Below are 19,411 nucleotides of genomic sequence, written 5' to 3'. Positions count from 1 at the left end.
CCTATTGAATGGTTTGGAAACATTCGGACAGCACGCTATTTTTTGGCAGCCCTGTATGAAATATATTTTTCATATAAATACATATATGAAATAATATTGTCAATATATTTTATAATCAAATATTCTAGATGGTTATAAAATTTAGTGTAGAAATAAAAACAGCTGGAATTACAATTTGGGGCTTTTGCTTTGCGAAATAACGCTGGGGTGGTATTAAAAGGATAACGAATTTTTTTACCGGCGGGATACATGGACGCTATGTTAATCAAAGGGGCAAATCAGGCAAAAAAATTTATATCAGTTGAATCACGCCGTGCTTTTTTCCTTGGAGATGCGCCGGCGTTCCTCGTCGCGGATTTCACGCCGAAGCAGCTTGCCCACTTTGGACTTGGGCAGCATGTCGCGAAACTCGATGTAGCTGGGGACTTTATAGGGCGCCAGGCGTTCGCGGCACCAGTTGATGAGCTCGGCGCCGCCCACCCCCCGGGCATCTTCCTTCAAGACCACGATGGCCTTGATCCGCTCTCCGACTTTGGGGTCAGGGACACCAACGACGCAGGCGCCGATGACGGTCGTATGGTTCTGCAAAACCGCTTCCACCTCCGAAGCGGAAATCCGGTAGCCTTTGTGTTTGATGATGTCGGCGGAGCGCTCCACATAGACCAGTTCTCCGGACTCGTCCTGGCGGACGAAATCGCTCATGCGGTAATACGTTTCGCCGTCAAGGTTCACATAGGCGCGCTCGGTTTCATCCGGCTTGTTCCAGTAGGTTTTGAGGGTATAGGGTGAGGTGACCAGCAGTTCCCCAACCTCACCGGCTGCAACCGGTTCCAGGGTCGCCGGGTCCACCACCTTGCATATTCGGCTTTTCAGCGGCAGCCCGATGGAGGTGGGCCGGGGCGGACGGTCAATGCGGCTGTAGGTGACATGACCGATCTCGGTGGAGCCGTACACCTGATAGATCGGAATGTTGAAACGCTGCTGCCAGCGGTTGAACACTTCCATGGGGAGTACATCCCCGCCGCAGTAGCAGTAGGCCAGCGAACTCAAGTCATACCGGTCGATGCGGTCGTTTTCCAGAATCATGCGGTAAAGGGCGGGAACCCCCAGCAGCCAGCGGGCGCGGTGCTGCTGGATCGTTTCCAGAATGGCATCCACCTGGGGAACCGGCATCAGCAGGGTGGTGTTGCCCTTGTTCAGTCCCAGCGACATGAACAGCCCCAGCGCCATGATGTGAAACAGGGGGTTGACGGCGATATAGACATCTTCGCCCTCTTTCAGGTAGCCGCGGGCAACATCTTCGGTGACGTCATTGACATAGGAGGTCATCCCGATGTGGTTGCCGGGAACCCCTTTGGGGAAACCGGTGGTCCCGCCGGTATAGAGAATGTATGCCAGGTCTTTGCGGGGATCCAGTGCAACCGCCGACTGGATGGGCGGGTGGTTTAAAAGCGATTTAAACGTGTAAACGCCGTCCTGCTTTTCGACCTTGCCGTGGGGGATTTTATCCAGCAGAACCCCGAGATATCTTTTCCATAAAGGGAGCAGCTCCACCAGGTTCGTTACGATGACATGTTTGACCCCGACGTTAAAGCAGACCTCGTTGGCATAGCAGTAATTGGTGTCGAGGCAAATGACGGTTTCAACGCCGGCATCTTCTATCATGTAGGTGATCTCATGGGAGGTGTAGATGGGTGAAACCGGCACCATCACCGCGCCGATTTTCTGAATCGCCAGAAAGGCGATGACCCACTGGGGGCAGTTGGGAATGTAAAGCATGACCCGGTCGCCCTTGCCGATGCCCATGCCGGTCAGGGCGCCGGCAAACCGGTCGCTTAGCTCTCGAAGCCGGGCAAAGGTAAAGCGTTCGCCCAGATAGAGTAGCGCCGTCCGGTCCGGGTAGCGCTCGCTCATCCGGTCAAAGCGGGTAAATATCCGTTCGTTTTGCAGTTCGCTGTTACTCATGGCCCAATCATAATATCCTTCCAGCAAGTCGGTATTAAATCGGCCTAAGCTTTCAGGGTTCAGGGCTCAGGGATTTTAATGAACCGGACACCGTCCTTTGTGAACCGGGAGGCATTGTAATCCATTTCTGAACCATAGCCTTCGCTAACTCGTAACCCGTAACGCGTAACCCGCAACCCGTCAGATTCCAAAATAGGCGGAACGCACGTCAGGGTTGCCCATCAGTTCTTTCCGGGTTCCCTCCATGACCGCTGCTCCGTTTTCCAGAATAAAACCGTAATCAATGATAGGGAGCACCGGCCGGGCATATTGCTCGGTAATGATGATGGATATCCCGGTTTCGTCGCGGATTTCCCTGACGGCCCGCACCAGCATGGCCTGAACCAGGGGGCTGAGGCCCATCAGGGGCTCATCCAGCAGGAGCAGCTTGGGCTGCGCCATCAAGGCACGGCCGATGGCCAGCATCTGCTGCTCACCGCCGCTGAGAAAGCCGCCGATCCGTTTTTTCAGTTTTTCCAGCGCCGGGAATATTTTAAAAACATATGCCAGCGTTTCCCGGGCCTGGGCCGGCGATGCCACGTAGCCGCCGATCCTTAAGTTTTCCATGACGCTGCTCTCGTTAAAAATCCGGCGCCGCTCCGGGCAGAGGACGATTCCCTTTCGGGCACGCTGGCTCGGTTTGACGCCCATGATATCCTCGCCCAGATAGCGGATCTGCCCCATGACCGTGATGCGCTCGCCGCCGGCCATTTCCGCTTTGCGGCGGATATCTTCCATGATCCCTGAAAGGGTGTACATCAGCGTGGACTTTCCGGCGCTGTTGGCGCCGAATACGCCCACGATCTGGTTTTCCCTGCAGGTGATGCCGACGTTGTTTAGCGCCAGCATGTTTTCGTAAAAAACCATCAGGCCTTCAGCCGTTAGCATTGCCCATGAGCTCCTCTACATTTTCCGATCCGAAGTAGGCCTTTTTGACCGCTTCATCCGCCATCACCGCTTGGGCGGTTCCTTCCATGAGTTTTTCACCGAAGTTGAGGACCATTACCCGGTTGGCCACCCGGAATAGCTCCCGCAGGCGGTGTTCGATCATCACCAGGGTGATCCCGTCCATCTGCAGGCGCTCGATCAGGGGGACCATGCTGCTGATCTCACTCATGCTCAGACCCGAAAAGATTTCGTCGCAGAAAATGATGTCGGGCTTGAGCGCCAGACAGCGGGCCAGCTCCAGGCGCTTAAGATAACCGGTGGGCAGACTCGACGCCATTTTGTAGGGGACAAAGGAATCGCGCTCAAATCCGATTTCTTCCAGGATGTCAATTCCCACGGTATTGCGGTCCCCCAGCCTGCCGCCGCCGCGCCAGCCGCCGGTGCGTTTGGCCCGCGGTGAAAACAGAGGGATCACCAGGTTCTTGTAGGCCGGCAGGCTGTAATAGGGGCGCATGATCTGGAATGTGCGCGTCACCCCCATATCGGCGATTTTATGGGGTGGTTTGCGGCTGATATCTTTGCCCCGGAAGAAAACTTTTCCGGCGCTTTTCTTGATGAAGCCGGTAATGCAGTTGACCACCGTGGTTTTGCCGGAACCGTTGGGACCGATGATGCCCAGGATATCCCCCTCGTATACGTCGAAGCTTACTCCGTTGAGCGCCTGGATGCCGCCGAAAGCCTTGGTTACGTCCCTGACCTGCAGAATCGGTTCCGTGGTCATAACCGCGTCCACCTTTCAAACTGATGATATTTGCGCTGGCCGTAAACCAGGAGTCCCTCGCTGCGGAAAACGATAAACCCCATCAGGATCACCGCATAAAACACAATACGCAGGGTTCCGAAATCCCTCAGCAATTCGGATATGGGGACCAGGATCAGACAGCCGATAACCGGCCCCGCCAGGGTGCCGCTGCCGCCGATTACGGTGGCGGCAATGGGCAGAATCGAAAAATCAAGGGCAAACTGGGAGATGCCGGACCACATGTAAATATGCACCAGGATGGCGCCGCCCATGCACCCCATGGCCGACGCGATAAAAACAGCCATGGTCTTGTAGCGGGTGATGTTCATACCCGACGCCCGGATAGCCTGATCGTTATCCTTTACCCCGCGCAAGACCAAGCCGATATCCATGTTCACCAGGCGTCTTGTTCCGAAGAGAAAAAGGAGGGTTGCCCCGATTACAGCATACTGTTCGACCCAGCGGCTGGAAAAGCTGTCGATGCCGAGGATGCCGTCGGTGCCGCCCAGGATATTGAGCGCCTCGATAACGCGCATGGCAAAAAGCGGATACATCAGGCTGACAATGGCGAAATAAACGCCTCTGAGCGGCAGACAGGGGAGCAGCAGCAGGGTGCATAGAGCTGCGCCTAAAATGGAGGCAAGGGGAATGGTCACCAGGGGCGGCAGGCCGAAGGATGTATTCAGGATGGCGGCCAGATATCCGCCGGTTCCCACGAAAAAAGCCCCGCCCAGGCAGACCAGGCCGACGTAGTGCGCCAGGAAATCAAAGCTCAAGGCCAGCAGCGCGTAGATACAGGCAATGGAAACGACCCGCTGCCAGTACATGCCGGGCAGCACCAGCGGCAGGACCAGCATCCCGACAATGAGTGCCAGCCGGGGCACGGTGAGGTAGGACAGCTCGCGCCAGGACATCAGGGCATAAATTCCATCCGAACGGATTCTGATTCCGCGGTCGATCCTTTCTTGGCGTTGTTGCCCGGTTTTCACGCTCATACCCTTTCCTCCAGTTCTTTCTGCCGACCGAAAAGACCGGATGGCCGGATAATCAGGGTCAGGATGATGGCCAGCAGCGCCACCACCATCTGGTAATGGGCGCCTAAATAGACCACCGTCAGAATCTGAGCGAAACCGATCAGAAAAGCGGCCAGGACCGCTCCCATCCAGCTGCCGAGACCGCCGACGATACAGACGGCGATGGCCAGGATCAGGACGTTGTAACCGGCTTCCACCACGATATTTCCCAGCGGCAGGAGACAGATAGCCGCCAGCGCGGCCAGGCTGGACCCGAACGCCATGGCCACCAGAGCCATGCGATCGGAATCGATCCCCAGCATCAGGGCGGCGCGTTCATCCTGGGCCATGCCCCGCAGGGACAGCCCCATGCGGGTATAGTGGGTAAACAGCCACAACAGTCCGACCACGGCCCCGCCGATGACGACCACCAGCAGACGCTGATAGTCCACCGAGACGCCCAGGATGGTGACACTGCCGCTGATAAAAGCCGGCAGGGTATAGGTCATTCCTTTAAAGCCGCCCCATCTCAGGCCTTCGAGGATGGCAAGGCCCATGGCATAGGTCGCCATAATTTCGGATATCTCCATCCCGCGAATGCGGATCAGGATAAACTGATAAATAAGGGCGCCGATCAAACCGGTGGCGATCAAGGTAAGAATAATACTGATAAGGTAATTCAGCCCCAGAGAATTTAGAAAAAACCAGGTCATGAAGCCGCTCAGGACGAACAGGGCGCCGTGGGCGAAGTTGGGGAGTCGGCTGACCCCGTAAACCATGGCAAAACCCAGGGCATAAAGCGCCAGGGCAGCACTGTTGATGGTACCGTAAATCAAGATTTCCATATGAATTCCAGCATAGAATACTTGGGCGGCAAGGTAAAGCCATGGTGCAGCTGCTTGGCCGATATTACGCAATACAAAATTAGAAGCACGAAATCCGAAATCCGAAACAAACTCAAATGACCAAAATTCTAATGTCCAAAAAAATCCTGCCGTTAGGAGATGCGCACTTTATTGCTCGTTTTAGGCCTTAGAGCCTTCGAATTTAATATTTGTTTCGGATTTCGATATTCGGATTTCGGGCTTTGCTAATTGGCAATTGTAAAATATGCCCCCTGAACTTAGACTAAAGTCTTGTCCTCGGGATCCGGATCGCTACTTTTTCATCCACGGCGGCAGCTGAATGCTGCCCGTGGCGATGCTCTTGGGATAAACCACAACGCGTTTGCCGGCCTGCCACTGCAGGACACTGCCGACCGCGCCCTCTTTGGGGTCGGTTGCGGGGATCACCTGGTGGCTCTTGGGGTTGAAGCGCAGCCTTCCGTAAACCCCCATCACATCGGTTTTTTCCAGCTCGGTAACCACTTTACCGGAGTCCAGGCTGCCGGCCCGCTCAATGGCGTCTTTGAGCACATAAACCGCCATATAGCTGCTGGATGATCCCAGGCCTTCGGGTTCAACTCCCCATTTTTGGGAGTAGGCGTTATAGAACTTCATGGTCCAGGGGGTGGCCTCGGAGGGAGCATTGCCGGCGTTGACCACGTTGCAAAGGGTGTACTCGCCCTTGCCGTCGGTGGCTTTCCAGAAGCCGGGCTGTTCGGCGGCCGCCAGGGTGGAGCCGAACGGCAGCGCCGGGATCTTCAAGTCATACCATTGTTTCAGCAGGATGGCGCTTTCGGGCATGTCCATCCATATGTTGATAATCTCAGCTTGGGTGCTTTTGGCCTTGAGCAGCCCCATGGAAAAATCGGTGGCACCGGTGGGATAAATTTCCAGGCCGGTGACGTTCCATCCTTTTTTGGTGGCGATATCCTTCACAAGGTTTCCGGCGCCGCGTGCGTGGGACACATCCTGGGCGATAATAAACAGGTTGTTGAACTTATAAAGTTCTTTAAGCTCATCAAAATTGGCAAAGATTTCCCCAACGAGATTCTTGGCTTCCCCGTGAATGCGGAAACAGTATTTGAACTTGTCGTACTCTTTTTCCACCATGGCGTGGTACGCGGGGGTCAGAACACCGGTGGTAAGGATGGAAACTTTTTGGTATTTTGACAGCAGCGACATGGCGGCCAGGGCCGCTTCAGACCGGACCGGGCCCCCGATGATAAAATCGGCCTTTTTGTCCAGAATCAGCTTTTCCACTGCCAGCAGGGCGTCGCTCACGGGAACCCCGGGTTCCAGGTCGCGGGTATCGATCACCTCCACCGAGAAGGGCCGCATGGCCCCCTTGACTTTCACGCCCCCTTTGGCATTGATTTCGTCAACAGCCAGTTTCATGCCCCTTTCAGCAGACCAGCCATAGAGAAATGCGGTTGAAAGGGGTGCGCCGATAACAATCGGTTTTTCAGCCGCAGCAGGACCCCCGGGCAAGATCATAAAAAATGCCACCAGCAGGACGACCAAGCTTTTCAATTCCTTTATCTTCATATCTGTTCCTCCTTTGGTTGTTCGGTGTAGGTTATAGAAAAAAGCCAAGCCGTAATTTTCACATGATGGCCCCAACATGAAAAGGAGAAGGAAGTATGAATATCAGCGATTTCCCAACATCAAAGACTATTTAGAGGTGGAGCGGTTATGGCCTCAGGATAAATTTACTAATTTAGATCCGTTATGAATGTTTTGTTAATGGACAAGAAGAACGATTGGGGAACTCTCAACAAAATCAATTGCACTTTATGCTGTCTAAAAAAAGTGTTTTTCAAAGGTATCTGTTTCATTCGAGAGCTGTCTTTCAGTTTAGAAGCCATTTCAAAACCCCATCTGAGGCCTGATAGCTGCGTTGCAATCCTCTTCAAAATGCTCACATACTCACATGTATGCTGCGCTTTTTCATCGGCTTGCGCCTTGCTCTCAAGCCTGATCTGAGGTTTTGAAATGGCTTCTAAGCAATTTATGTCACACCGTGGGCCTGCTGTCAATTTAAAACCTGAGGATGGGGATGCTGGGAAGATCTTCGGGCTTCAGGTTTTTGGGTGTTTTGCCTGTTTCGATGGGAAAAAGGGTCCAGGTCTTTTCCTGGAGCTCTTCCTGCTGGGTTTCATTTACGGTTTCAGACAGCGGCATGTAATAAAAGGCAAGCTTCATTTTGCCGCCCTGCTGATAGTGTTTTAGTTTTATCCTTATGTTTCCGTCCTTCCAGGTAAATATGCGCTGCTCGTTTTTCATGGTTAGCGTTATTTTGGGGTTTCCGTATTGGGCCGTAAGCTCGCTTTTAAGCCGGCTGAAAACAGTCGGATCATCAATTTTGGCATAAGCCGCAAAAAACTTATCTGAATAGAATCCATAAACAACGCCGGGAATCTGAATTTCATAGATGGTATGGTTGACGCCCGGTTTGAGATAGAAACTGACACTATCCTTTTGCCATAATTTTACATAGTTTTTCAGCGCCGATATGTCGGTTCCCCATTTGACCCCCAAGATTTCACTTTGCAGGACATTCGCCGCGACCGGGCTCGCCGCTACCATGGCAATCAGGAAAAAATAAAAACATTTTAATAAAACCTTCATTTGCTGCACCTGTTTATTAGGTTTGATTTTCTATAATCTATATCTTTTAGCGTCCAAATGCAACCCAAGAGAGGGCGGCGGCAATTGCCGGTGAATTTCTAGACCGATACGGTTATAACGGTTTTCAAATTCATCCGGCATGCACAAAAAAATGTGCATGTTTGCACATTTTTTTGTGCATCGAAATTTCTTCAGGTGCTTCCGGAATCACAGCCAGAAGTGGCGCTTTCCCAAAAAAAAATCGGTCCCACTTGTTGGGGCGACATAACTATTTAAATATTTTAAGGATACAATGATAATTGGGTCTCTTATATTTTTTTGCCGACAGGTGGGTTATTTCGGCATGAAATTTGAAAAGGGATTTAAAGAGCTTTACAGCTCGTTTCACAAAAAGGGGCTTCAATCCAAAAAAAGGAGCATTACAATGAAAACAAGATTCAGTATCGGTTTTATCGCCACGGTAATTCTTATAACCTTTGTTTCGATGGCCTGGGCCCAATCCGCTGAAAAGATAAATATTAATAAGGCAACTTTAAAAGAACTTCAACAGATTAAAGGGATTGGAAAGACCATGGCTGAGCGTATCGTGCAATACCGTGAAGAACAGGGCCCTTTCAAATCTCCAGAAGAGATCATGAAGGTGAAGGGAATCGGCGCAAAAAAATATGATACGATTAAAGACAAAATTTTAATCGACTGAATTTGAAGATAAACATTGAAGCCCCTTTATTTAACGCAGTTCAATTTCCCTAAATGGCAGTCCCAGGGTTTTGGCAAGTGACTTGAGGTCCTCTTCCAGCGTGACCGCTGTTCCATCGACTTTTTTGACCCGAGTCGTCTTGTCCGCCACCACGGTGATCTGGATTTTTTCAGGATTCAGAAATGCCGCGGCCAGGCCCTTCAACTCTTCCCGGTCGGCATGGATAAAGGCCTCCTGAATCCGGTCGAGGGTGTCGAGGGGTTCATTGCGCAGGTGGTAACTACCATAGGTCGTCACCAGGGCTGCCGGGGTGTCCACGTTAAAGACAAAACTGTTTAGGGCGTCCAGGCGTTTTTGTCTAAAATCCGGTTCCGGTATTTCATTTTGCAGCGATTTCATAATGTCCAGGGTCTCCATAATCGCTTCGCCCGTCTGGTCGCTCTTGCCGCCGATATATCCTGTCAAAAAACCCGCCTGCCATTTGAAGGACTGGTAAAAATAGGCCGAATAGACCAGGCCGAGGTCGTCCCTGAGGCGCGTATACATGAGGGAGTCGCTCCCGCCGAAAATACTCATCAGCAGGTTCATTTTCCAAAAGTCCGGATGAGACCGCTTGATGCTGGAAAGGGTCAGGTTGACCTGGGATTGTACCTGACCGGGTTTATGGATAAGGGTCAGGGTCGGCGGGGTATCCGTGGGTTCGCCTATGTTGCGCAGGGGTGCTTTTGTCCGGGGTAGCTCCCGGAAAAGAGCTTCCAGGCCGGCGACGGCTTCCGCCTTGGTGATGTCGCCGGAAACGGCCGCGGTCATGTTTGCAGGCACAAAGTAATCATGAATAAAATTTTTCAGGTCCGCTCTGGTGATGGCCGGGATGGTTTTCAGCGCCATGAGCGGGTCCCGTCCATAGCGATGCCCCTTGAAATGCCAGATCGTGCCTTCCCGCTGGGAGACCGCCCGGGCGTTTTCGCTCTGTCGGGCCAGCCCCATCAGCGTCCTTTGCTTAAAGGCGTTGAGGATATCCGCGTCAAAACGCGGGCGTGCCAGAATCTCGGCCAGGATCGACACCCCTTTTTGCCAGTCCGGTTTCATCACTGAGAGATTCACAACGGTATCTTCCTGGCGGACCGATACGGATATGCGGATTGCATTTTCATCCAGGATCAGTGCCAGCTCTGCGGGCGAATAGGCTTCGGTCCCGCCCCGGACGATGCTTTGGTTGATCAAATCATCCAGACCGAATGTGCTGTCCGCAATATCCACTTCACCGGCCTTGATCAAAAGGGTCAGGTTGACCAGGGGCAGCTCATGATCCGGCAGGTAAAAGATCTTGGCCCCTTCAACCGTTGTGGTTTCGGCCGGCGGATATTTTATTTTCTCAGGATGACGCTCAAACGAAAGGGGATGTTTCCAGCCGGCCGGAGTGGGATAGCGGGAGTGGTTTTCAGATGAACGGGCCGGCGCAACCCCGGATGCAGCAGCGCTTCCCAGTGATCGCATCTCTGCGTATTCCGCCGGCGCCTGATCGGGATCCCCGCCGGGAAGGACGTAGATACTGGTTTGGTTTTCGCTGTGGATATATTTTCGGGCTTCCTGCTGGATATCTGCCGGCGTAATTTCTGAAATTTTGTCAAGGTAGGTGGTAAGATAACGCCAGCCGACCTCTACTTCAAATGAAGCCAGCGTGCCTGCCAAACTTTCGTTGCTGCTTAATCGGTCCAGAAATTCCCGCCTGTTGAGCTTTATAATGCGATCCAATTCCCGCCGGCTGACCGGTTCCGTCTTTATCTTTTCAATTTCCGCCAGAAGCAGGACTTCAAGTTCTTCACAGGCCTTTAGATACGCCTGTCGTTTGGCTTCGTCCGTAAGAGACGACAGCCCCTCGGGTTCGTTGGGGGATCCGCCCAGGACCACCATGCCGCCGTAGCGATTATCCGGGTTGGCGGCCCAGGCTTCAACGGCCACCCCCCGGTTGACGATATTCTGGTTCATGCGGGCGCTGAGGCCCTGGCCTAAAATCATGGTCATGGCATCGAGGGCGTAAAAATCATCGGTTCCCATGCGTGCGGCATGGAAGCCGATGCGGACCAGGGGGGATCGGGCGCCTTTGAGAAATCGGATACTTTTGCGCGGGCCCTCCTGGGGGGGATCCGCGGTTACCGTTTCCGGCGCCCGGATGCCGGTGGGATATCTTTCAAAATAAATTTGCGCCAGGCGTTTGGCATCCGCTAAGGTGATATCGCCCACCAAGACAGCGACGGCATTGGCGGGATTATAATAGGTGCTGTGAAATGCCATGGCGTCCCGGGTGCTGTATTTCTCCATGTCCGCCTTCCAGCCGATGACCGGATTGCGGTAAGGGTGGGCATGATAAGCTGTGGCCTCGAGATCGAGCCAGGCGGCGCCGTTGGGGTTGTTGATGTATCGAAAAGCCCACTCCCGTTGGACCACTTCCTTTTCAACATAAAATTCCCGCCAGGAGGGCTCAAAGAGCTGTTCGCTGGCCATTGAGAACCACTGTTCGATCATGTCCGATGGAACCGACATGATATACTGGGTTTGATCTTTGGTGGTAAAGGCGTTTACATTGACCGCTCCGTTTTTACCGAGTTGGGCGGAAAAGGCCTGGGGAACAAATATTTTTTTCACTTCCATGCGTAGCGAGTCCATCTCAGCGAGTTTTTGCGTAATCAAATTGAGATCCGGGTTGCGCTTTTGCCGTTCCCGTAATACTATCTGATAGGCCGCTTCGATGCGCTCCTGCAATTCCTGGTCTTTTTGATAGTCCAGCGTGCCGAAATTTTTAGTGCCCTTGAACATCATGTGTTCCAGCAGGTGGGCGATGCCGGTTTTACCGGCGGATTCAAGGGCCGATCCCGCCCGGATTGCCAAACGGATGGCGACTTGGGGTGTGGCGGGTCTTTCAACGATTAAAAACTGCATGCCGTTTTCAAGGGTGAATTCCTTAACCTCGATTTGTATTTCTGAAACCGAGGCCTTTGCAGGGGAGATACCGCTAAAGACCAGCAGTATCGCGAAACCGACAACAATATACCTGAATAAACGCATGGTGTTCCCTCTCTTCCCGTGAAGACGCGGGTGCATAGATGATTTTGCCCGGCAACAACAGGGTTTAAAAAATATGTTAGGATAATATAATCGTGAAATGACCCATTGGCAAGTTGACGACTGCACCAATTGCTTTAATCTCTCTTAGGGTTAATTCTCCGCAGCTTGCTGCGTATTGCAAACTATCATGCCGCTGAATGTGTCATGTGCTTTAAAGTGTTCAGGAGCCAGGAGTCAGAATCCAGAAGAATAAGGCTGATAAGAAAGCCGTTTCTATGGTTTTTTATTCTGTCTCCTGAATTCTGGCTTCTTAATTCTTGATACCCCGCAGCTTGCTGCGGGGTAGTTCATTAAAAGCTCGAACATTTTTTGTCCCAAGACCGATGGATGAAAAAAGGTCAATCCCGGAGACTGGGAAAACGCTACTATGGAAACAATCAATATGGCGGAACAAATTCGGAACGTTCAGGTGAACATACCGTTTGGTATGCTTTACAAAGATTACCTGGATCGATTTCTCAATTACCGGCTGAATCCCGAGATCGGCTTTGACGCCCGCAGCCTTGATACCTATTCCCTTGCCGATTTCGGCAAGATCGCTTCCCGGCTGCAAAAAAATGGACTGACCACAACCTTTCATGCCCCTTTCATGGATCTGGCGCCGGGATCGCCGGACCCGGCCGTAAGGGCGTTGACCCGGCAGCGCTTCAAACAGGTGCTGGAACTGGTCCCTGTTTTCAGGCCGAAAACAATTGTCTGCCATGGCGGCTATGACCCTAAACGCTATGGGCATATGCAAGCGGAGTGGCTCCAAAACAGCCTGGAAATCTGGGAGTGGCTGGCTGCCGACGTCCGTAGCGCCGGTGCTGTGTTAATGATAGAAAATGTATATGAACAGGGGCCGGCGGAGATGCGGACCTTGTTTGAACGCCTCCAACACCAGGGGGTAAGGTTTTGCCTGGATATCGGGCATCAGCATGCCTTCAGCCGGAGTACCCTGGAAAATTGGCTGCAGGCGCTCGGTCCCTTTCTGGGGCAGGTCCACCTGCACGATAATAACGGGAGCCGGGACAGTCATCTGGCCCTGGGAAAGGGTAATAATGACCTGTCAACCCTTTTCCAATTCCTGAAAACCCATTGCAGCCGTCCCCTGGTGGTGACCCTGGAACCCCACAGGGAGGCGGATCTCTGGCCCAGTCTGGCGTATTTAAAGGAAGCCTGGCGCTAACTACGCGACAATAAATTGAAATTACGGCAAATTTACGAAACATTGTTTTTTTGCTGCATCAGGGAGTTGTTCCCCCCAGGGTTAAGCCAGATCCATTTTTGGGGTTATAGTGACAAAAACTATATATGATTGAGAGCTTTGGAATAAGCTCAATTCAGGTGAAATCATGAAAGCGACTGTTATGGTTCGGTTTGTTTTACTGGTGTTTGCGCTATCGGCGCCGGGTTTATTTGCCGGCGATGCCGTTTCCAATGAATTGTCTGATATTCCTTCGCTGGTTTCGTCGCTGAGGCTGGATCCGGCGCTCGAGTTTTGCGGCGGAAAAGTCCCGGTCGAAAATGATGAAGTCCGGGAACGCTTTGAAAAGGAATTGCTGTTGACCCTGTGGGATCGCCCACAGGTGATTCTCTGGCTGAAACGATCCCGGCGTTATCTGCCCCATATTGAACAGATATTGAAAGAAAACGGCCTGCCGGATGATATCAAATACATTGCATTCGCAGAGAGCGCCTTGCGCCCGCATGCAGGTTCCAGCAAAGGCGCCATGGGTTTCTGGCAATTTATGGCCGATACCGGTCGCAATTACGGCCTGAGAATCGATGCGTATGTGGATGAACGGCGAAACCTATTCTCTTCGACTGCGGCGGCCATTCGCTATTTAAATGAACTTTACCTGAAGTTCGGCTCATGGGAACTGGCTGCTGCCGCATATAACATGGGAGAAGAGGGCCTCATGGCCGAAATACTGGAGCAGGATACGAATAACTATTACCAGCTTTACCTTCCCCTTGAAACCCAGCGGTATGTTTTTCGTATCCTTTCGGTCAAACTGATATTGTTGAACCCGGAGAAGTACGGCTTTAGGCTGAACGACGATGACTATTATCCCCCGCTTTCATACGATCAGGTTCAGGTGGACTGCCGGCAGGAAACGCCCATTCGTATTGTCGCCCAGTCCGCAAATACCCATTTTAAGGCCATTAAAGACCTGAACCCGGAGATACGGGGGCACTACCTGGGAGAAGGGACCCATAAAATCCTGATTCCCAAAGGCGCTTCCGAAGGGTTTCAGAACCGGTATGCGGAGCTGGTGGCCAAATACATTACGGCACGGAAGGATAAGGTATATGTTGTCAGCAGGGGAGACAATCTTTCTTCCATTGCGGATAAATTTGATGTACCGCTGGCAGCCCTCATTATTTGGAATCGTATCGATCTGAAACGTCCGATTTATCCGGGGCAGCGTCTTATTATTTACTCAGAAGAAACAAAAATTGATGAAACTGAAACCGGGGAAGACGAAGGGATATCCGGATAAACACTTCCGTTACAGCGCCCGCAGCCATTCCGGCTTGAGGGAGACCCGGCCGGCCAGGGCTTCATCGATGAGCTTTAAGGTGGATTCTTTATCCCGGGGCATCCTGGCCTTGATGGGCAGGTAGTTGGATGCATGGTTGGCGTGGAAAAGACCCTTTGAAAGGTTTGTACGGGCGATCATGACCTTGAGTTCTTCCAGCAGTTCGTCCGGTGTCAACAGGGGAAACTTGCCGGCCTCATGATCTGCGTAGAGGGGCGTACCGGGAATCAGCATCAGGCTCAAGGCGCCGACATAGTCCGGATCGATTTCGGACAGGACCCGGCCGGTTTCCCGGGCGTGGATGTGGGAGCGTTCCCGTCCGGCAATTCCCAATAAAACGGTAATAGAGAGTTTAAGTCCGGCTTCCATGGCCTTTCGCCCCATCGGGATCATCTCTGCGGCGGTTGTGCCCTTATTGATATTTTTGAGGGTTACGTCATCTCCGGTCTCCATGCCCAGATAGACGATGCCGAGCCCGCTTGCTTTTAACGCCTTTAACTCTTCTATGGTCTTCATCTTAAGGCTTTTGACATTGGCATAAGCCCCCACCCGGGTGACCCAGGGGAGCTCTTTTTCGATCCCGGCCAGAATATCCAGCAGTCTTTTCTGGGGGATAATCAGGGCGTCGCCGTCACAGAGAAAAACCCGCCGCTGGCGCCGGCAATGCTGGGCGGCAAAGGCGATGTCCGCCGTAACAACCTCATCCGGCTTGATGCGAAAGCGTTCCCCCTGGTAAGTGCCGCAAAAGGTGCACTTGTTGCGGGAGCAGCCGACGGTCACCTGCAGCAGAATACTGTTGGCCTCGCTGGGAGGCCGAATGATATTACCTTCGTAATGCATAAATCAAAAAAATTCCTTATTTAAATCCCCCCTGCACCCCCTTTTTCAAAGGGGGGAACAGGGGATTTCTTTAAGATAGTCCGTTAAAGTCTATAATCCATTTTACCGAAACAAATCCGCGTATTTATAAAAATATGTACTGAATCACACCGACAATATGGGGATTTATTCGCCGGAGTCAAGGCTCTGCTTGTAGACATGCACATCTCTCTGGGGAAACGGAATGGTAATGCTGTTTTTATCAAACTGCTTTTTGATGGTTTCGACAAGGTCAAAACGGACATTCCAATAATCCTGCGACTTAACCCAGGGACGAACCGCAAAATTGACGCTGCTGTCCGCCAGCTCCAACAAGGCAATTTTGGGTGGCGGATCCTTCAGAATCCGTTCGTCTGCCGCCAAGACATCCGCTATTATTTTTTTGGCCTTGTCGATATCGTCCTGGTAGCCGATGCCAAACACCAGGTCGATCCGCCGGGTACCCGTGGTGGAATAGTTGATGATATTGTCAGAGGTCAACTTGGAGTTGGGGATGATGATGGTTTTATTGTCCGGGGTCAACAGCTGGGTGGAGAAAATTTTCATTTTTTCAACGGTTCCGCCGCCGCCGGCGCCTTCGATATAATCGCCGACCTTGAAGGGGCGAAACAGAATCATCAGAAAGCCGGAAGCAAAGTTTGCCAGAGATCCCTGCAGGGCGAGACCAATGGCCAGACCGGCCGCCCCGATCACCGCGATAAAAGAGGTGGTTTGAATGCCGAGCTGGCCGAGGGCGGCGATCACGACAAATACCAGCAGCGTAAAATAAGCCAGATCCGCCGTAAAGGAAATCAGGGTCGGTTCAACCCCCCTTTTCAGCATTACTTTTTTGATGACGCTTTTGATAAATTGGGCCAGCCAACGACCCAGGATCAAGATCACCAGGGCGGCAAAGACCTTCAGCCCATAGGCGGCCAGCACCTTCCAGATTGTTTGGAGCATATTTTCCATAGCGGTTATTCCTTAGCTGCGGATTCTTTTTTTCAGTTCCTTGATCAGAATGGAACAGAACTGATTGGCGTCCGCCACGATGGCGACATCGGCTATTTTCATCATGGTCGCATTGGGGTTTTTGTTGACGGCGATGACCAGGCCGGCGTTGTTGAAGCCGGCGGTATGCTGAATGGCGCCGCTGATGCCGAAAGAAAAAAGAACCTGCGGTTTAATTTGTTTGCCGGCCTGGCCGACCAGGGCGTCGGGTTCGGCCCAGCCGGAATAGACAACGGGCCGGGTAGCGCCGACTTCCCCTCCCAGCAGCTGCGCCAGCTCGAACAGTTTCTTGAATTTATTTTTGCTGCCCATCCCCCGGCCGCCACACACCACCACGCTGGCTTCTTCGATTCTCTGGCCGCGCAGGGGTTTGCGTTCATAGTCTATCAGACGCATGCGTTCTCTGGGAAGTTTTGGGGGCATGGGTTCGCAAATGACCATTCCCTGGCGGGTGCTGTCGTGAGGTATTTCCTGAAACGAACCCGGGCGGACGGTTGCCATCTGGGGGCGGCTAACGGGGGTCACGATTTTTGCCAGTAGATTGCCGCCGAATGAAGGCGCGGTCTGCTCCAGAAAGCCGTCCGCATTGATATCCAGCCGGATGCAGTCGGCCGTCAGGCCGGTTCTAAGCCGTTTGGCCAACCGTGGCGCCAGCTCCCGGCCGAAAGAGGTGGCCCCCACCAGAAAAATATCGGGCCTGTATTTTCGTGCCAGCCTTTCAATTAAAGTGGTGTATGTCTCGATGCTGTAATTGGCCAGGGCAGGGTGTTCGATCGAGTAAACTTTTTGGGCGCCGTGGGCGATATATTCATTTACATATTCATTAATGTTGCTGCCGAGCACCACCGCTCCGACACTGGCATCAATCTTTGGTGCGAGATCAACAGCGCGGGATAAAAGCTGCAGGGTGACCCGGTTTTGAAAATAATTGCGGTAATCACCGAACACCCATATGTTGCGTTTTGCGTCCATCATACTGTTTTTTTAAGATCTTTCCCGATGGCGCCGCCGATTTTGTCTTCAAATTTTTCAAATAGTTTTTCGACGATTTTTTTGGGGACGCCTGTTATGACAATGTTTTTGTTTTGTGCGACCGGTGAGAAAACATCTAAAATCCGGGTAGGGGAATTTTCCCGGCTCGTAAATTTTGCGTCGAGGCCGAGATCAGCCGCATGCACGGTAACGACTTCTCCGTGTTCAAAGGCCTGCTGCATGCCGGACAGCGGTAAATAGCGCGGTTCGTAATGCTGGGTTGTCAGGGTGATGAGTCCGGGCAAATCGAATTCAAGGGTTTCTAAAAAATTGTCGGACAATCGCCGGATGCGCAGGATTCGGTCGGTTAAATCCAGTTTTTCGACATATGCGGCGCCGGGAACATTCAGCTCTTCACTGAGTTGGGGGCCGACCTGGGCGGTTTCGCTGTCGCTGGTATGACAGCCGCAAAAGATAAGATCGAAGCCGGGGCACATTTTTTCGATGGCCCGGGCAAGAATATAGGAGGTCGCAAAGGTGTCGGCGCCGGCCATGCGGGGATCGGTCAGGAGGATGCCGCGGTCAGCCCCCAGCGCAATGGCTTCCCGCAAAACCTCTTCGGCCATGGGAGGGCCCATGGTCAGAGCGGTGATGTGCCCGCCGTGTTTTTCCTTGATCTGCAGGGCCGCCTCCAGGGCATGGCTGCAGGCCGGATTCATCATCCCTTCAGCCATGTCCCGTTTCAGGGTTCCGGTGTGCGCGTCCCACGGCAATTCCGATACCATCGGGACCTGTTTGATGCAGACAATCAGTTTGATCATATCGTTTACGTCAGTTTGCTGAGCACTGCGCGGGAAATGACCATCCGCTGAACTTCGCTGGTGCCCTCATAAATTTCGGTGACCTTGGCGTCCCTGAAATAACGCTCCACGTCGTATTCCTTGCTGTATCCATAGCCGCCGTGAATCTGAACCGCCAGGTTGGTAATGCGCGTCGCCGTCGTGCTGCAATAAAGTTTGGCCATGGCGGCTTCGGCGCCAAAGGGCTTGGCTGCGTCTTTAAGGGCGCAGGCCCGATACAACAGCAGCCGGGCGGCGTCAATCTCTGTGGCCATGTCCGCCAGATAATTTTGAATGGTTTGAAATGAAGACAGCGGCTTTTTGAACTGCTGCCGTTCCTGGGAGTACTTGACCGATGCCTCGAAAGCAGCCTGGGCAATGCCCAGGGCCTGGGCGGCGATTCCGATCCGGCCGGTGTCCAGGGCTGTCAGGCCGATCTTTAATCCATCCCCCTCCCGGCCCAGATGATTTTCGGATGGGATCCGGCAGTCCTCAAAAAAAAGGGAAGAGACCGGGTTGGAGCGCATGCCGCAGAGGTCTTCAATTTCGCCCACGGAAAACCCGGGTGTCCCTTTTTCCACAATGAAAACGCTGGCGGCCCGTCGCGGATTTTCCGGGTCGGTGACGGCGAAAATCAGGGCGGTTCCGCATACTCCGCCGTTTGTGACAAAGATTTTGGTGCCGTTGATCACGTATTCATCGCCTTCTTTGACGGCCGTGGTTTCAACACCGCTGGCATCGGATCCGGCGTTTGCTTCCGTCAGGCAGAAGGCGCCGATGTGTTCACCGCCGGCCAGAGGGGGCAGGAAACGCTCTTTCTGCCGGGGGGTGCCGAAGCGTTCAATGGGAAAAGCGCCCACACTGTTGTGGACCGTTACGCAGAGTCCGACTCCCGCACATACACGCGAAATCTCCTCGATGGTAATGGCATAACTGGTGGTGTCCAGCCCGGCGCCGCCATATTTTTTTGAAATCTGCAGCCCGAAAAAATTGAGCGGCTGCATCTTTTCGATGACTTCAAGGGGAAACCGCGCATCACGGTCGATTTCATGGGCGATGGGTCCCAGCTCGGATTCGGCAAACTTGCGGACCGTTTTGCGCACCACATTGTGTTTCATCGTTGGATTGAAATCCAAAAGCTTCTCTCCGGTTTGTAGTCGT

General features: G+C 52.8%; 16 protein-coding genes. 3 read left to right on the top strand and 13 right to left on the bottom strand.

The window, feature by feature from the left end:
* Window positions 1–306 precede the first annotated feature (306 nt).
* From P1P89_03615 to P1P89_03585, 7 genes are all read right to left on the bottom strand, one after another.
* Window positions 307–1,965, bottom strand: coding sequence for an AMP-binding protein (locus P1P89_03615; protein ID MDF1590582.1), 1,659 nt, complete (start codon window positions 1,963–1,965; stop codon window positions 307–309).
* Window positions 1,966–2,145: 180 nt separating this feature from the next.
* Window positions 2,146–2,892, bottom strand: a complete 747-nt coding sequence (locus tag P1P89_03610) for an ABC transporter ATP-binding protein (protein ID MDF1590581.1) — start codon at window positions 2,890–2,892, stop codon at window positions 2,146–2,148.
* Window positions 2,879–3,673: an ABC transporter ATP-binding protein gene (locus P1P89_03605; GenBank protein ID MDF1590580.1), complete on the bottom strand. Its 795-nt coding sequence runs from the start codon at window positions 3,671–3,673 to the stop codon at window positions 2,879–2,881. Before P1P89_03605 ends, P1P89_03610 begins: the two co-directional genes overlap by 14 nt.
* Window positions 3,670–4,689: a branched-chain amino acid ABC transporter permease gene (locus tag P1P89_03600; protein ID MDF1590579.1), complete on the bottom strand. Its 1,020-nt coding sequence runs from the start codon at window positions 4,687–4,689 to the stop codon at window positions 3,670–3,672. Before P1P89_03600 ends, P1P89_03605 begins: the two co-directional genes overlap by 4 nt.
* Window positions 4,686–5,552, bottom strand: coding sequence for a branched-chain amino acid ABC transporter permease (locus tag P1P89_03595; protein ID MDF1590578.1), 867 nt, complete (start codon window positions 5,550–5,552; stop codon window positions 4,686–4,688). Before P1P89_03595 ends, P1P89_03600 begins: the two co-directional genes overlap by 4 nt.
* Window positions 5,553–5,864: 312 nt before the next feature.
* Window positions 5,865–7,136 (bottom strand): ABC transporter substrate-binding protein, encoded by a 1,272-nt coding sequence (locus tag P1P89_03590; GenBank protein ID MDF1590577.1) that lies wholly within the window; start codon window positions 7,134–7,136, stop codon window positions 5,865–5,867.
* Between the two features lie 492 nt (window positions 7,137–7,628).
* Window positions 7,629–8,219, bottom strand: a complete 591-nt coding sequence (locus tag P1P89_03585; GenBank protein ID MDF1590576.1) for a hypothetical protein — start codon at window positions 8,217–8,219, stop codon at window positions 7,629–7,631.
* 424 nt (window positions 8,220–8,643) lie between these two features.
* Between P1P89_03585 and P1P89_03580 the strand changes: the two genes are divergently transcribed.
* Entirely contained in the window at window positions 8,644–8,919 is a 276-nt protein-coding gene (locus tag P1P89_03580; protein MDF1590575.1) for a helix-hairpin-helix domain-containing protein, read from the top strand.
* Between the two features lie 30 nt (window positions 8,920–8,949).
* Here the strand turns inward: P1P89_03580 and P1P89_03575 are convergent, their stop codons facing one another.
* Complete coding sequence (locus P1P89_03575; GenBank protein ID MDF1590574.1) at window positions 8,950–11,985, bottom strand: pitrilysin family protein; 3,036 nt, start codon at window positions 11,983–11,985, stop codon at window positions 8,950–8,952.
* Window positions 11,986–12,412: 427 nt separating this feature from the next.
* Between P1P89_03575 and P1P89_03570 the strand changes: the two genes are divergently transcribed.
* Window positions 12,413–13,213, top strand: a complete 801-nt coding sequence (locus P1P89_03570) for a sugar phosphate isomerase/epimerase (GenBank protein MDF1590573.1) — start codon at window positions 12,413–12,415, stop codon at window positions 13,211–13,213.
* Window positions 13,214–13,379: 166 nt separating this feature from the next.
* Complete coding sequence (locus tag P1P89_03565; protein ID MDF1590572.1) at window positions 13,380–14,531, top strand: transglycosylase SLT domain-containing protein; 1,152 nt, start codon at window positions 13,380–13,382, stop codon at window positions 14,529–14,531.
* 9 nt (window positions 14,532–14,540) lie between these two features.
* On the opposite strand, the gene P1P89_03560 is transcribed toward P1P89_03565, so the two are convergent.
* The 5 genes from P1P89_03560 to P1P89_03540 form a co-directional block, all read right to left on the bottom strand.
* A complete protein-coding gene (locus tag P1P89_03560; protein MDF1590571.1) occupies window positions 14,541–15,410 on the bottom strand; it encodes a radical SAM protein in 870 nt (289 codons plus the stop codon).
* 165 nt (window positions 15,411–15,575) lie between these two features.
* Window positions 15,576–16,400 (bottom strand): mechanosensitive ion channel, encoded by an 825-nt coding sequence (locus P1P89_03555; protein ID MDF1590570.1) that lies wholly within the window; start codon window positions 16,398–16,400, stop codon window positions 15,576–15,578.
* Window positions 16,401–16,412: 12 nt separating this feature from the next.
* Window positions 16,413–17,414, bottom strand: a complete 1,002-nt coding sequence (locus P1P89_03550; GenBank protein MDF1590569.1) for an electron transfer flavoprotein subunit alpha/FixB family protein — start codon at window positions 17,412–17,414, stop codon at window positions 16,413–16,415.
* A complete protein-coding gene (locus P1P89_03545; protein MDF1590568.1) occupies window positions 17,411–18,232 on the bottom strand; it encodes an electron transfer flavoprotein subunit beta/FixA family protein in 822 nt (273 codons plus the stop codon). Before P1P89_03545 ends, P1P89_03550 begins: the two co-directional genes overlap by 4 nt.
* 5 nt (window positions 18,233–18,237) lie before the next feature.
* Window positions 18,238–19,386, bottom strand: coding sequence for an acyl-CoA dehydrogenase (locus tag P1P89_03540; protein ID MDF1590567.1), 1,149 nt, complete (start codon window positions 19,384–19,386; stop codon window positions 18,238–18,240).
* Between the last annotated feature and the right edge of the window lie 25 nt (window positions 19,387–19,411).

It is taken from the genome of Desulfobacterales bacterium, assembly GCA_029211065.1.
Classification (GTDB): domain Bacteria; phylum Desulfobacterota; class Desulfobacteria; order Desulfobacterales; family JARGFK01; genus JARGFK01.
The sequence above is the reverse complement of the archived record's forward strand: the minus strand, read 5'-3'. Positions and strand labels throughout refer to the sequence as shown.